The organism is Arthrobacter sp. R-11 (assembly GCF_049913155.1).
GTDB lineage: Bacteria > Actinomycetota > Actinomycetes > Actinomycetales > Micrococcaceae > Arthrobacter.
On the sequence record NZ_CP183979.1, the window covers coordinates 4,120,686 to 4,135,334 of the forward strand.

The 14,649-nt window shown below is 68.0% G+C and carries 13 protein-coding genes; 9 read left to right on the forward strand and 4 right to left on the reverse strand.

The features are described 5' to 3' along the window. Positions 1-4: 4 nt before the first annotated feature. Complete coding sequence (locus ACN9M4_RS18770; protein WP_426300581.1) at positions 5-1,360, reverse strand: L-fuconate dehydratase; 1,356 nt, start codon at positions 1,358-1,360, stop codon at positions 5-7. A 171-nt stretch (positions 1,361-1,531) separates the two neighbouring features. Between ACN9M4_RS18770 and ACN9M4_RS18775 the strand changes: the two genes are divergently transcribed. The 7 genes from ACN9M4_RS18775 (at position 1,532) to ACN9M4_RS18805 (ending at position 9,445) form a co-directional block, all read left to right on the forward strand. After that, positions 1,532-2,467, forward strand: a complete 936-nt coding sequence (locus ACN9M4_RS18775) for a fumarylacetoacetate hydrolase family protein (protein WP_426303542.1) — start codon at positions 1,532-1,534, stop codon at positions 2,465-2,467. A 5-nt stretch (positions 2,468-2,472) separates the two neighbouring features. After that, positions 2,473-3,234 carry an SDR family NAD(P)-dependent oxidoreductase gene (locus ACN9M4_RS18780; RefSeq protein WP_426300583.1) on the forward strand — a complete coding sequence of 254 codons (762 nt, stop codon included), beginning with the start codon at positions 2,473-2,475 and terminating at the stop codon, positions 3,232-3,234. 88 nt (positions 3,235-3,322) lie between these two features. Beyond that, positions 3,323-4,681: an ATP-binding protein gene (locus ACN9M4_RS18785; protein WP_426300585.1), complete on the forward strand. Its 1,359-nt coding sequence runs from the start codon at positions 3,323-3,325 to the stop codon at positions 4,679-4,681. Positions 4,682-4,796: 115 nt separating this feature from the next. Further along, on the forward strand, positions 4,797-6,041 hold the full coding sequence (locus ACN9M4_RS18790; RefSeq protein ID WP_426300587.1) for a low temperature requirement protein A: 1,245 nt from the start codon (positions 4,797-4,799) through the stop codon (positions 6,039-6,041). Positions 6,042-6,586: 545 nt separating this feature from the next. Continuing rightward, positions 6,587-7,858, forward strand: a complete 1,272-nt coding sequence (locus ACN9M4_RS18795) for an NYN domain-containing protein (RefSeq protein ID WP_426300589.1) — start codon at positions 6,587-6,589, stop codon at positions 7,856-7,858. Between the two features lie 118 nt (positions 7,859-7,976). Further along, on the forward strand, positions 7,977-8,255 hold the full coding sequence (locus tag ACN9M4_RS18800; protein WP_426300591.1) for a helix-turn-helix transcriptional regulator: 279 nt from the start codon (positions 7,977-7,979) through the stop codon (positions 8,253-8,255). After that, positions 8,252-9,445, forward strand: a complete 1,194-nt coding sequence (locus ACN9M4_RS18805) for a type II toxin-antitoxin system HipA family toxin (protein ID WP_426300593.1) — start codon at positions 8,252-8,254, stop codon at positions 9,443-9,445. Before ACN9M4_RS18800 ends, ACN9M4_RS18805 begins: the two co-directional genes overlap by 4 nt. Here the strand turns inward: ACN9M4_RS18805 and ACN9M4_RS18810 are convergent. Genes ACN9M4_RS18810 through gluQRS form a run of 3 tightly spaced genes read right to left on the reverse strand, consistent with a single transcriptional unit; the run spans position 9,442 to position 12,146 of the window. Then, positions 9,442-9,975, reverse strand: a complete 534-nt coding sequence (locus ACN9M4_RS18810; protein ID WP_426300595.1) for an HD domain-containing protein — start codon at positions 9,973-9,975, stop codon at positions 9,442-9,444. The genes ACN9M4_RS18805 and ACN9M4_RS18810 overlap by 4 nt on opposite strands. Positions 9,976-10,006: 31 nt before the next feature. Beyond that, on the reverse strand, positions 10,007-11,209 hold the full coding sequence (locus tag ACN9M4_RS18815; protein ID WP_426300597.1) for a serine hydrolase domain-containing protein: 1,203 nt from the start codon (positions 11,207-11,209) through the stop codon (positions 10,007-10,009). A gap of 40 nt (positions 11,210-11,249) precedes the next feature. Next, the gene (gene gluQRS / locus ACN9M4_RS18820; RefSeq protein ID WP_426300599.1) at positions 11,250-12,146 is read right to left on the reverse strand and encodes a tRNA glutamyl-Q(34) synthetase GluQRS; all 897 of its coding nucleotides are present in this window, start codon (positions 12,144-12,146) and stop codon (positions 11,250-11,252) included. 374 nt (positions 12,147-12,520) lie between these two features. Between gluQRS and ACN9M4_RS18825 the strand changes: the two genes are divergently transcribed. Together ACN9M4_RS18825 and ACN9M4_RS18830 are read left to right on the forward strand one after the other, a co-directional pair. After that, the gene (locus ACN9M4_RS18825; protein WP_426300601.1) at positions 12,521-12,988 is read left to right on the forward strand and encodes an Lrp/AsnC family transcriptional regulator; all 468 of its coding nucleotides are present in this window, start codon (positions 12,521-12,523) and stop codon (positions 12,986-12,988) included. Positions 12,989-13,148: 160 nt separating this feature from the next. Further along, positions 13,149-14,630 carry a WXG100 family type VII secretion target gene (locus tag ACN9M4_RS18830; RefSeq protein ID WP_426300603.1) on the forward strand — a complete coding sequence of 494 codons (1,482 nt, stop codon included), beginning with the start codon at positions 13,149-13,151 and terminating at the stop codon, positions 14,628-14,630. Positions 14,631-14,649 lie beyond the last annotated feature (19 nt).

The window sequence follows — 14,649 nt, forward strand, 5'->3', positions numbered from 1 at the left end:
TCCTTCAGTTCTCGACGGCGGCGGTGCTCGCTACTATGGTGCTCGCTACTGTGGTGCTCGCCTCGGCAGCCCACACCGGTCCGTCGGGGTAACGGTAGTCCGCCAGGCTGGCGGGGAGCATTTCATTTCCGGCGCCGGGAGCCGACGGCGGCCAGTAGGCGCCCCCGTGGACATCGACCGGCGTGACGAAGTGTTGGTGCAGGTGGTCCACGAATTCGATCATGCGGTCCTCCTTGGTTCCGGAGACCGCCACGAAGTCGAACATGGACAGGTGCTGGACCGCTTCGCACAGGCCCACCCCGCCGGCGTGCGGACAGACCCGGACCCCGAACTTCGCGGCCAGCAGCAGGATGGCGATGTTCTCGTTGACGCCGGCCACGCGGGCAGCGTCGAGCTGAAGCACTTGCAGGGAGCCGGCCTGCAGCATCTGCTTGAACACCACGCGGTTCTGGACATGTTCGCCCGTGGCCACCGGGATGGGCGCCACGCCGCGGGCGATGGCCGCGTGGCCCAGGATGTCATCCGGGCTGGTGGGTTCTTCGATCCAGGCGATGTCGTAGGGCGCGAGGTGGCGCATCCACTCGATGGCTTCCTGGACGTCCCAGCGTTGGTTGGCATCCACGGCGATCCGGATGTCCGGGCCTACGGCCTCACGGGCGATGCGGAGGCGGCGGATGTCGTCCTCCAGGGAAGCCCCGACCTTGAGTTTGATCTGGGTGAATCCCTCGGCCACGGCTTCCTTGGCCAGGCGCGTAAGCTTCTCGTCGCTGTATCCCAGCCAGCCCGGGGTCGTGGTGTATCCGGGGTAGCCTTCGGCGAGCAGTTGTGCGCGTCGCGCCTCCCGGCCCGGTACTGCGGCGCGCAGGATGCCGAGCGCTTCCTCGGGGGTGAGGGCGTCGCTGAGGTAGCGGAAGTCCACCAGCGCGACGAGTTCCTCCGGGCTCATCCGGGACAGGAGCTCCCAGAGCGGCAATCCGGCGCGCTTGGCCTTCAGGTCCCAGAGGGCGTTCACGACGGCGCCGATCGCCATGTGCATGACGCCCTTCTCCGGTCCGAGCCAGCGCAGCTGGGAATCGTGGGCGAGCAGCTTCCAGGTGGCACCCATGTCCGCCAGCAGGTCCTCGGCGTTGCGGCCCAGGAGGTGTTCGCGCAGGGCAGCGATGGCGGCGGTTTCCACCTCGTTGCCGCGGCCGATTGTGAACACGAAGCCGTGGCCCTCGTGCCCGTCCGCGGCGTCGGTGCGCAGGATCAGGTACGCGGCCGAATAGTCCGGGTCCGGGTTCATGGCGTCCGAACCGTCCAGCTCCCGGGACGTGGGGAACCGGATATCGAGGGTGTCCATGGCGGTAATGACGCTCATCGTGCTCCTAGCTTAGGCGGCGCGTACGGCTCGTAGGGCCGGTTGGGGCGGTCCATCCACGTTGAGACTAAACATCGGATGTTTCCATTGTCAATGGGTCACATTTCCGCAAGAATAAGGAAGACACCACACTTGAAGCTCGGAGCAATGACGCTGAGCATGGAGGAAGACATGAACGTGAAATTCGCCCGGCTGGGAGCGGCCGGAAACGAGCAGCCGGTTGTCCTCGTCGAAGACGGCAACGGCGCCGCGAAGTACTTCAGCCTCACCGGCCTGACCCGTGACATCGACGGCGGCTTCCTCGCCGCGGACGGCATTGCCCGCGCCAGGAAGGCCCTTGAATCCGGGGAACTTCCCGAGATTTCCGCTGAGGGGCTGCGGATCGGTTCTCCCATCGCCCGCCCGCGCTCGGTGGTGTGCATCGGCCTGAACTACACCGCGCACGCTGCCGAATCCGGCGCCACCCCGCCCGAGGTCCCAGTGGTTTTCCTTAAGCCGTCCAACACCGTCGCCGGGCCGTTCGACGCCGCCCCCATCCCGCCGTCGTCGGCGAAATACGACTGGGAAGTGGAACTCGGCGTGGTGATCGGCAAGGAAGCGTCCTACCTTTCATCCGTGGAGGAAGCCGCCGGGCACATCGCCGGCTACGTGGTGGCCAACGACCTCTCCGAGCGCGACTATCAGTTGCCCGGCGCCGCCGGCCAGTGGACCAAGGGCAAGTCGCTGCCGGCGTCGAGCCCGCTGGGGCCTTGGTTCGTTCCCGCCGACCAGGTGGATGCCGGCAAGCTCCGGCTGCGTACCTGGGTCAACGGCGAGATCCGCCAGGATTCGAACACCTCGGACATGATCTTCGATCCCGCCACCGTGGTGCACCACCTCAGCCAGTACATGGTGCTCGAAGCAGGCGATGTGATCCTCACCGGCACCCCCGAAGGCGTGGCCCTCTCCGGCCGCTTCCCGTTCCTGCAGCCCGGCGACGTGGTGGAACTCGAAGTCGAGGGCCTCGGCCGCCAGCGCCAGGAGTTCTACCGGGCCGGCACCCACAACGCCGGCGGCAGCGAATCCCTGGCCGCAGCCTCCGCGGGGGACCCCGCGGCAGTGCGGTGAGCCCGATGAGCGGTCCGGTGAGCAGCGAATTCGAAGGCCTGGCCGCCCTCGTGACCGGCGGCGCCTCCGGCATCGGCGCGGCCATCGCGGACCGCCTCGCCGCGGGCGGGGCGAAGGTGGCCGTGCTGGACCTGAACCCCGCCGGTTCGCCGCACTTCGCCGTCGAATGCAATGTCGCGGACGACGCCTCGGTGCGCGCCGCCGTCGACGCCGTGGTCCGCGAGTTCGGCCGGCTGGACGTCGTGGTCAACAACGCCGGGATCGGCGCCCAGGGCGATATCAGCGCGAACTCCGACGAGGAGTGGCTGCGCGTCCTGGACATCAACGTGGTGGGCATCGCGCGCGTCAGCCGGGCCGCCCTTCCGCATCTGCGGAAGTCGCCGTCCGCGGCGATCGTGAACACCTGCTCCATCGCCGCGACGGCGGGGCTGCCACAGCGGGCGCTGTATTCGGCGTCGAAGGGCGCGGTGCTGTCCCTGACGCTCGCCATGGCCGCCGACCACATCCGCGAAGGCATCCGGGTCAACTGCGTGAACCCCGGCACCGTGGACACCCCGTGGGTGGGCCGGTTGCTGGATTCGGCCGCGGACCCGGCTGCCGAACGTGCGGCCCTCAACGCCCGCCAGCCGCACGGCCGGATGGTGGACCCCGCGGAGGTCGCCGGCGCCGTCGCGTACCTCGCCAGCCCGCTGTCCGGTTCGACGTCGGGCACCTCCCTGGCGATCGACGGCGGCATGCAGGGCCTGCGGCTCCGCCCGGTGGGGTGAAGAGCGGCGTAACACCCCCGGCCCGCCCGCCGCGCTTCCCCTATGCTCGACTCCAAGGCATCAACGGAGATCCGGCAAGGAGCAGCACATGACCACCTGGCGCATCAGGGACTTCCACTCGTCCGACCTCGACGGCATCCTGCACCTCTGGGAATCCCTCAAGGCCGACGGCGTCGAACCCGTCTACGCCCTCTCCGAGGTCCTCGCCTCCTGCGAAAAGGACCACGCCGTGGTGGCGGTGCAAGGCGAGCAACTGGTGGGTGCCGCCGTCGGACGCGCCGCGCACGACCAGGGCTGGATCGTCTTCCTGTCCACCCTGCCCGAGTTCCGCGGCCGCGGGATCGGCACCTCGCTGCTGGCCGCCGTCGAGAACCGCATGGCCCCGCACGGCCTGAACAAACTCTCCGCGCTCATGCCCGAGAGCGAAACCCGGGTGGAGGCGTTCCTGGGCCGTGGCTTCGTGGTGAAGAAGAACCTGCGCTACTTCGAGCGGACCATCCCGGTGCAGCGTGCGGAACTGGAACCGCTGAGCCTGCTGGGCGGCCGGGTGCTGGCCCGCGACCTGTGGGAAAACGTCGCCGGCATGAAACGCGAGAAGGAGCTGCTGGAGCGGCGCCTGGTGCTGCCGCTGGCCGAGGCCGACCTCGCCGATGAATACGGCGTGGTGCCCCCGCGCGCGGTGGTGCTGTTCGGCCCGCCCGGCACCGGCAAGACCACCTTCGCCAAGGCGATCGCGTCCCGCCTTGAGTGGCCGTTCGTGGAGGTCTTCCCCTCGCGGCTGGCCGCCGACCCGAAGGGCCTGGCCGGCGCGCTGCGGGAAACGTTCCTGGAAATCGCCGAACTGGAGCACGCGGTGGTGTTCATCGACGAGGTGGAGGAGATCGCGGCCCAGCGTGCCGGGGATCCGCCCTCGCCGCTGCAGGGCGTCACCAACGAGCTCCTCAAGATCATCCCGGCCTTCCGCGAACAGCCCGGCCGCCTGCTGGTGTGTGCCACCAACTTCATCCGTGCCCTGGACAGTGCGTTCCTGCGCCACGGCCGCTTCGACTACGTCATCCCGATCGGCCTGCCGGACATTCACGCCCGCGAAGCCATGTGGCAGCGTTTCATCCCGGCCACCGTCGTGGACACCGTGGACGTGGCCCTGCTCGTGGAGCGCACCGAGGGTTTCTCCCCCGCAGACATCGAGTTCGCTGCCCGCAGCGCCTCCCAGCGGGCGCTGGAAAAGGCAGTGTACGACGACGGCGGTACTGGCGGCGGCGCCGCTTCCGGCGCGAGCCCGGCACCGGCGTCGAACGGGCCGGCGTCGAACGGGCCGGCCTCGAACGGGCGCAAGGGGCCGACCACGCAGGACTACCTGGACGCGATCGCGGACACCAAGACCACCGTGAGCGAGGAAGTCCACGAGGAGTTCCTCGAGGACATCGACGTCCTGGGCCGGGTCTGATCAAGGCCCCTGAGCCGCAACACCTGATCCGCAACGCGGGGTCAGATACAGCCCATGTACCGCCCCGGAACGGGCCCTATCTGCCCCCGCGTTTTCCTGGCGGTACTGTGTGAGCATGTCCAACCCACTCCGCCATGCCCTCTCCCGCATGGGCGGCCGCGATCCCCACGAACAGCACCGCGCCGCCACTCCCCTGGAACTGTTCTTCGACCTGACGTTCGTCATCGCTTTCAGCGTGGCCGGCGGCCAGTTCGCGCACGCAGCAGCGGAGGACCACGCCGGGGTGGGCCTGATCGGCTTCGCCATCGCCATGTTCGGTGTGCTTTGGGCCTGGATCAACTTCTCCTGGTTCGCGAGTGCCTACGACACGGACGACTGGATCTTCCGGATCGTCACCATGGTGCAGATGGTGGGTGTGCTCATCCTGGCCATGGGCATCGAGCCGATGTTCAATTCGGTTCTCGAAGGCACACGCGTCAACAACGAAGTCCTGGTGCTCGGCTACGTGGTGATGCGCGTGGCCTTGATCGTCCAGTGGCTGCGCGCGGCACGGCAGGACCCGCAGCGGCGCAAGACGTGCCTGACGTATGCGGGATTGCTGGCTGTGGTGCAGTTGGGCTGGGTGGCCGCCATCTTCGCGAAGACAGACCTCCCCACCACCCTGATGGTCTACGCTCCGTTGATCGTGGCGGAAATGGTGGTGCCGGTCATAGCGGAGCGGAAGGTGAAGACCCCGTGGCATGCGCACCACATCGCCGAACGCTATGGGCTGCTGGCCATCATCGCGCTCGGCGAGTGCCTGATCGGCGCCATCGAAACGCTGCGTTCGATTGTCGCGGTCCACGGCTGGACCCTCGACGCCGCCCTTGTGGGCCTCGGCGGCACCGGCCTCGCCTTCACGCTCTGGTGGGTGTACTTCATCCTGCCCGCCGGCCGTGCCCTGCACGTGCGCCGCCACCGCTCCTTCATCTTCGGCTACGGGCACATGATCATCTTCGCCGCCATCGCCGCTACCGGAGCCGGCCTCCACGTGCTGGCGTACTATATCGACCACGAAGCCCACATCAGCGCCGCCGCGGCCGTGGCCTGCGTGGCCATTCCCGTGGCGGTCTTCAAGGTCACGCTTACCTGGATCTACGGCAGCCTGCTCGGACTGAACCGCATCAACGTCTTGCTCACGTGCCTGGTGGTCGTTGCCGCGGCCGCCGCTGTTGCCCTTGCCGCGGCCGGGGTTCCGGTGACCGTCTGCCTAATGGTGATCCTCCTGGCCCCGGCCGTTGCGATCCTGGAGGACGAGCTGGCGGGCCACCGGCGTCGGGCCGATGCCCTTGCGCGGCTCGACATCGAGGCAGCGGTCTGATGCCCGCCGGCTCGACGAAATCGCCGGTGCGCAGCCGGGTAGCCGGAAAGTTCCAGCGACACGGCAGCGCTCCGGCGACCCCGCCGTGACCCAATCTCCTAGGCGGCGCTGTGTTCGGGAACCCGCGACGCCGGATGCCGGGTGAAGGCGTCAAGCAGCCGTCCGGTGTCTGCCATCTGGTCCTCCCAGATGGCCCGCACGATGTCGATGCGGTCGTCGACTTCCTGCAGCGCGGACAGCTAAGCCTCGATACCTGCCCCGGCACCGCCCGCGGCTTCGTGCAGCGCGATCATGCGGATTGCCAGCTTGGCCTGCACACCGTACACGGGAATCTGCGGACCGCGCGGGGCACTGGCGTGGAAGCCAGTGGCCCACAGGATGGTGTCGTACTCCCCGGCCGCTGACGCCTCCTCGCTGTGAGGCCTCCTCTACGTACTTTGCGCGCGTGAAAGAACGCAGAGCGGGCCTCACAACGTGCCCCGCTCCCCGGAAAGCATCTGTGCGCACATCTGGTCCGGCGGCCCGCGGAATGCAAAACTGGGCGGATGATCGTGCCTCCGAGCCAGGTCCGCCGCCCAGGCATCCGGGCAGCCATGTTCGTCGACTTCGACAACGTCTATTCCGGCCTGCAGGCGGTGGATCCCGCGGCTGCCAGGGTCTTCGCCGAGGACCCCAAGCAATGGACGTCGGCCCTGGCAGGCGGAGGCGGCCGGGAAGCGGAGCGGCGGTTTCTGATCCGCAACTGCTACCTGAACCCCGTCATTTACTCGAAGTACCGGGTGTATTGGACGAGGGCGGGATTCCGGGTCATCGACTGCCCGTCCCTCACGCAACGGGGCAAGAGCAGCACCGACATCAACCTCGTCCTGGATGCAATGGACGTCCTTGCCGGACCGGTGGGCATCGATGAGTTCGTGATCGCGTCCGCCGACGCCGACTTCACCTCGTTGATAGCGCGGTTCCGTGCCGCCGACCGCATCACCACCGTGATCGCTGCCGGACCTGTTGCGTTTGCCTACCGCGAGATGGCGGACCATGTGGTGGAAGCCAACGACTTCGCGGCCATCCTTACGGGTTCATCGGCCGACGGCGGCGCCGGCGTCCTGCCTCCTGGGGAGGGTCGCGTGCCCGCACCGGCCTCGAGGAAGGGTGCCGCGGCCAAGGAAGTCAGCAGCCTTGTCCGCTCGTCGCCGGGGCCCGTCACCGGCGCCGTCGCCGCGCACCGGGCCCTGACCGCGGAGCCCTCCCTGAAGACGGACTGGGGCGGCCACGGCAAGTTCGGCGCATGGATCGCGCAACTCGGGAACGGGATCGAGTACTCGCCGACGCCGCCACCCGGCTGGGTGTGGGACGCCAAGCGCTTCTCCGAGGCGGACCTTCCCCAGGAAGCAGAGGCACGCTCCGCCGTGGAGGAGCACGTGGCAAGGGTGACCGACGTGCCGGCCCTTTCGAGGGCGCAATTCCGGCAGGTATTCGTCTCCATGGAGGCGGTCCTGCGCCAGCACCCTCCCAACAGGAATGAGCTCACCAGGTCGGTCCGGGACCACTGCGTTGCCGCCGGCCACGCTGTCTCCCGGGCCGCCGTGAACTTCATTATCCAGGGCCTGAACTACGCGAACGCCTTGACGGACGAGGCCACGGCGGTGAGCCTTGCGACCGCATGGACCCGCAACGTTGAGGAGCTTTGCCGGCTGGCCCTCCTTGAGTTCGACGAGTCGGAAGTCGCGGAGCTGAGGCGCTGGGCCGGGGGCGGGCTCGTGAAGTTGCCCTCGAAGCAGAAGCCTCAAGCAGAAGCCTCGGCTCCCGCTGCGGACTGAGGTCCACCTCCGGCACGTACGTGCCGATTTGCGCGTGATCCCCCTTGTTCCGAACCGGCACTGGAGGGAAAATGGCCATACCGGCACGTTCGTGCCGGTCGCCAAGAAGGGGGTTTTCATGGATCCCGCGGGTTTCAGCGCGGTTTTGGGCAGCGCGGTCCGCTCCCGGCGTGCCGCGCTGTCCTTGAGCCAGGCCGACGTCGCCGACCTCGCCGGAGTCTCCGAACGCTTCGTCCGCTTCGTCGAGCAGGGCAAGACCACCGTGCAGCTCGAACAGCTGCTGGCGGTGCTCGGCACCCTGGGCCTGGAATTGGACGTGTCCACGGCCGCGAACGTTTCCACCGCCGGCCCCATTTCCACCGCCGGCCCCATTTCCACCGCCGGACCTGCGCAATGACCTTCCACCGGATCGCCGACGTCTACAAGCAAGGGGTCCTGGCGGGGCGCATCGAACGTCATGCCGGCGGAACCCTGTTCAGCTACCTGCCGAAGTATCTCGACGCCGGCGGCCCGCCCGTCGCGACCACCCTCCCCCTGGGCAGCGGGCCGGTTTTCACACCAAGCGGCGCGGTGCCGCCGTACTTCACCGGCCTGCTGCCAGAGGGCCGCCGCCTGAACTCGCTCCGGCGCGCGGTCAAGGCCAGCGCCGACGATGAGCTCGCCCTCCTCATGGCCGCCGGCGGCGACGCCGTGGGAGACGTCCAGACCCTCCCGCACGGCGAGCTTCCCACGGAAGGGGGCTCCGCCGTCGTGATGGATCCGAAGCTGCCGCTGGACTTCGACGCGCTGCTGGGCGATTCCGGGCTCATCGACCCCGTGGCGCTGGCGGGCGTGCAGGACAAGTTGTCCGCGGGCATGATCTCGCTCCCGGTGGCGCAGTCCGGCAAGCGCTACATCCTCAAGCTCAATGCCCCGGAATTCCCCTTTGTTGTGGAGAACGAGTTCCTGATGTTCCGCTATGCGCGCCGGCTGCGGGTCCCTGTGGCGGGCGTGCAGCTAGTGCACGACGTCGCCGGTCGGGCCGGGCTGCTCGTGGAGCGTTTCGACCGGCTCACCTCAGCCGACGGCGGCACGCTGCGGCTCGCCGTCGAGGACGGCGCCCAGGCGCTGGGCCTGTATCCGGCGGACAAGTACAGCGTGCCGTACGGCGAAGTGTGCGCGGCGCTGGCCGCCCACTGCGCCGCCCCGCTGCCAGCGCTGCGGAACCTCGCACTCCAGCTGGCCTTCGCCTGGCTCACGGGCAACGGCGACCTGCACGCCAAGAACGTCTCCATGGTGCAGACAGCGCAGAAAGAGTTCACCATCGCTCCCGTCTACGACATCCCCTCCACAGTGGTCTACGGCGACAAGACCCTGGCCCTGGGCATCGGCGGCAAGAAGAGCGGCATCTCACGCAAGCATTTCCTCGCCTGGGCGCAACACCTGGGCCTGCCTGAACGCGCGGCAGTCCGGGTGCTGGACATTGCGCTGAAGGCAGCCGGGCCCCTTGCCGAGGACCTCGACGGCGGCGCCTCGCCGTTCGGCGCGATGCAGACGAAGGACTGGATCAAGGAACTCCGGCACCGCCGCCGGCTGATGGAAGGCTAGTCCGCCAGCTCATCCAATTCCGGCAGCAGATGCGGGTTCACGCGTTCCAGGATGAGGCGGATTTCCTCCTTCGGCACGGCACGGTAGAGCACCGGACGTGCCTCCGCGTAGCGCGGATTCGGAGCTTTGTCCGGCCATTTCTCGGCCAGGGCCTGCACCCGCTCCGGCAACGAATTGTGGGCGTTGTCCGCGATCTTGACCAGGGTGGCGTCATGGTCCTCGGCAACGAAACGGATGCCGGCGGCGTAATCGTCAGGGTTGTCATGGAGCCGGCGCGTGACCCGCTCGATGATGCCGATGGCGCGCTCCGAAACACCCATGTCTTCGAGCGCTTGCCGGGTGATCGGGGTGTCCTCGGCAATGTCGTGCAGGTACCCGGCAATCCGGATGTCGTCGTCGAAGTCGGCCAGCGCATCCCCCACCGCGAACACGTGCTCCACGTACGGCCGCTTCAGCTTGTCCTTCTGGCGGTTGTGCGCCACCTCGGCAAGGACCCGGGCAGTTTCAACGGTAAATCCGGATGCGCTCATGCCTTGATACTAGGCCTCGGCTCCGACAGTATTACGCGCCCGCTTCCATTACCCGCCCTGTTTCCGAAACCGCCTTCCGCACCGCGGCACTCAACTCGAAATTCCGGCATCCGATGCCGCCCGGCTCGGCCTGCTGCGGCACGTAGCCGAAGCCCAGCCCGTACACCGGATCCGCGTAGCCCAGGGCCCCGCCGGCACCGTCGTGGCCGAATGCCCGGTAGCTGCCGAACGGCATCCGGGCGTGGGATTTCATGAAGACAGTGGCGAAGCAGCTGGTATCGCCGAAGACGCGGTCGATCCCGAACACCTGCTCGGCCGAGACGGCCCGGATGGTCTCCTCGCTCAACAAGGGCGCGACGGCGGGACGGCCTGAACCGCCTGCACCTTCCGCACCCGCGGCACCGGATCCGGCGAGCCCGGCGTCTCCTTTGAGCCCTGTCAGCGCGGCAGCATAGACCCGGGCCATGCCTTCCGCATTGGCGACGCCGGCCACCGAGCTGAGCCCGGCGGCGCGGACCTCACGGATGTTTGGCAGGTCCAGGATCTCGGCAGTCACCGCGTTCGCGGCCAGGCCGAAGTGACCGGCGGGATCCGTCCACGGCCGCTCGGGGTCGGACACCCAGCGCAAGGTCGCGTAGCGCGGCTCTTCGGACTCGGGCAGTCCGAGGAAGAAGTCCGCGCCCGTCACCGCGCGGATCCGCGCTTCAAAGATTTCCTGCAGCGTGCTCCCGGTGATCCTGCGGCAGAGTTCCTCCATGAAGACCCCGATGGTCAGGGCGTGGTAGCCGAAGGCCGCTCCCGGCTTCCAGAGCGGTGGCAGGGCAGCGAGCTTGGCCGCAGCCAGTTCGGAGTGGTTGCATTCTTCGAGGGACAGCCCTCCCTCGACCCCCAGCAGCCCGGCCTGGTGCGAAAGCAGCTGCACGACGGTGATGCCGGATTTCCCCTGGGCTCCGAACTCGGGCCAGTACTTGACCACCTCGGCGTCGAGGTCCAGGAGCCCGTCCTGAACCAGAAGCGCGATGACCAGGCCTGCCATGCCTTTGGAGCAGGAGAACACACCGGTGACGGAATCGGGGCTGATGTGCGGGCCGCCGCTGAGGTCCAGGACCTTGACGCCGCGGTGGTAGGCGGCCAGCTGGGCCGAATATTCCGGGTCCTCGGCGAGGTAACGGCCGAAGAGTTCGGCTACGGCTTCGAATCCGGGGGCAACAAGGCCAGAGGTCGGTGCATCCATGAGAAGTAAGACTAGTCCGCGATGCCTCCCAAGCTAGCCGCTAGCCGTTGCTGCCGGCCATCGCCGCGTCCCACACCCACGGATCCCGAGGCAGCGCCGCCGGGTCGAACACGGCGAGCGCCTCTTTGAGGTCACCGGGCAGCCCGAGGGATGCCAGGATCAGCTCCCGCACCTTTTCGGCGGAAAGCCCGACGGCGGCGAGGTCCGCGAGCGTCACGGCACCGTCGCGCTTGGCCAGCCGGGCGCCGTCGTGGTTCACCACCAGGGGGACGTGCGCGTACTGCGGTACGGGAAGCCCGAGCAGCGAGGCGAGGTACGCCTGCCGTGGCGCGGAGGACAGGAGGTCGTCACCGCGGACCACCTGGTCGATGCCCTGTTCGGCGTCATCCACCACCACTGCCAGGTTGTAGGCGGTGACGCCGTCGTTGCGGCGGAGCACGAAGTCGTCCACGGTGCCAAGGTAGCGGCCGTGGAGTTCGTCCTCCACTGTCCACTCCCGTACCTCCGAGCGGAGCCGGATCGCGGCCGGGCGGCCGGCCCGCCGGATGTCCCGCTCCTCCGCTGTCAGCCGCCTGCAGGTCCCCGGATAGGCGCCCTGCGGGGCATGCGGGGCGGACGGCGCCTCCTGGATTTCGCGGCGGGTGCAGAAACATTCGTAGGTGAGGCCGGCTTCCTCGAGGCGCCGGATGGCCTCGGTGTAGAGCGGGCCGCGGTCCGTCTGGCGCACCAGGGGGCCGTCCCAGTCCACGCCGACCGCCGACAGATCCCGGAGCTGGACTTCTTCGGCACCGGCCCGGGCCCGGTCCAGGTCCTCCACGCGGAGCAGGAAGCGGCGGCCCGTGGAGCGGGCGAACAGCCACGCGAGGAGGGCCGTGCGGAGGTTGCCCACGTGTAGTTCCCCTGAGGGGCTGGGAGCGAAGCGGCCGGCTGCTGTCATGGTCCCAGCGTAATCGGCGGCACCGACGGAAACGCGTGACGGCACCGCCAGCGCCGCACAGCAAAGCCGCACAGCACAAGAGCCCCTCAGCTACCGTCAGGGTCGGTGGCTCAGGGGCTCTTATGGTGGCGCCGGCATGGCCGGCTGTGTGGGGACTGACGTTGGTGTGAACAAGAGTCAATCAGCGGCGGCGTCCTTGCGGGACGGTTGTGCGGATTCCGGGAGGTGTGCCGGGGATTCCGTTGCCGCGCGGGATGGGGCGGTGGCCGTTTCCCTTTGCTGCCACTATTCGAACAGAGACACTACAGTTGGTGCAACGGATCGATTTCGAACTGGTCAATCTGACCAATCAGACATCAAGCAATAGACAGGTGATGGTCACTTTGCAGGAACTGGACGCCACAGACAAGAGGATCCTTGCCGCCCTCGACGACGATCCGCGGCTTCCCGTCATGGTGCTCGCCCAGCGCCTCGGCCTGGCCCGCGGAACCGTGCAATCACGCCTGGAACGGATGTCGGAGTCCGGTGCGCTGCGGCCCAACAGCAGCCGGGTCCTGCCCGCGGCCCTGGGCCGTGGAGTGGCGGCTGCAGTGAGCGCCGAACTGGACCAGCACCGGCTGAACGAGGCCATCGCCGCCCTGCGGGACATCCCCGAAGTGCTGGAATGCCACGCCCCCGCCGGCGACACCGACCTCATCATCCGCGTGGTCGCCACGAGCCCGGACGACCTGTACCGGGTGTCCGAGGAAATCCGGCTTTGCCCGGGAATCGTGCGCACCTCCACCAGCATGTTCCTGCGCGAAGTGATCCCCTACCGCACCACGGGGCTGCTGCGAAGCTGAGCCGACCGCGGAACCGGGCTGCCGGCGTCGGCCCTTTCCGACGGACCGCTCCCCACGGCGGGCAGCTCTCCCCATCGCCGGGGGCACGGCGGGCACGTAGGATCGGCAATGCCGGAACGGCTGGCACAATTTGCAGCACAGACATTCGCTCGGGGGAACCATGTCCGGAACTTTCTACGGTGCAGACGTTGCACAGTTGCGCCAGCTCGCCAAGGCCATGGCGGGCGGGGCGCACAAGCTTTCCGCGCTGGGCCAACAGCTGAGCAGCACGCTGTCTGGCACCGGCTGGCGCGGGGCCGACGGCGAGCATTTCCGCAGCGAATGGAGCTCCGCCCACCTGCCCGCCCTCAAGAAGGCCGCGGGACAGATGGAAGCGGCGAGCAAAGCGTTGCTGAAGAACGCCGACGAGCAGGACAAGGCAAGCACTTCCGGCGGTCCTGCTGGCGGCGGGACCGGCGGACCCGGCGGGCAAGACGCCCAAGGCGATGTGCTCACGGACAAGCTCGAAGGCATGACTCCGGCCGAGCGGAAGGCCTACCTGGCCAGCGACGAGTTCAAGCAGTGGGCGCTTGAGCACCCGGAGGCGGCCAAGGCTGCCATGGACGCAGCCGCCGACTCCGGCCTGATCAGCAAGAACTCCCCGGAGTACGCCGGTTTCCTGAGTGACTACTGGAACCAGCAGGCGATGCGCGAGATGGGCATCGACCCGGCCGACTGGGATACCTCCAAGGGCACCGAGTACAACTGGGAAACCATCAAGAAGGTCTACGACTACTACGGCAAGGCCTACCTGGAGAATCCGGACCTGCAATGGGCCGGGATGGCCAACATGATCGGGCCATCCTTTGCCGGCGGGTTCAAGGACATGGCATTGATGCGGGATCTCGCGCAGCAGATCACCGACAATCCGGTGTCCGACATTCCGCTGCCCGTCCTGGACCAGCTCGAACAGCTGGCCGGGATGACGGACCAGGAGATCAAGTTCTACGAAACCTCGATGTTGGACATGAACAAGGAGATCTTCCTTGACCAGGCACGCCAGCACGAGGCCTACATGAACGGCGGCATCGGGGAGATCAACCGGCTGCGGGATTCGGGCGCCATCGACGCGGGCACGGCCCGGGCCTGGGCTCAGATCGATTCCGGCGACCCCGCCGAGATCCAGAAGGGCAACACCGCGCTCCTGTACCGCGAGCAGAACGAGATCATCGCCGACGACTACGTGAACATGAAGAACCACCCGGGCGGCGAGGCGGTCACCTACATGGTCACCCTCGCGGGCGAGCCCTCCATCCCTGGTGCGAAGAGTTTCCCCGAGGTGTTCCCCTACACCTACAGCGTGGAGAGCCCCGGCCCGGAGAAGGTGCCGGTCACCGGCTGGGACAACCCGCTCCAGTTCCGCACCGACTTCACCACGGGCTTCCCGGACGGGAACATCGCCGACGCCGACGCCCGCTGGGCGCTCATCAGCCAGGACACCCTGCCGGCGTACCAGGACCTACTCGCCACCGACCCCGACCGCGCCCGGGACATCATCGCCTCCGACTTCAACGGCCGCGTCGAGGAGCACCGCCCCCTCAACAACATTCCGGACATCACCGGACGCTTCCTGTCGGGCTTCGACGTGGAGGTCCACCAGTGAGGCCGCCGCTGCGGAAGGC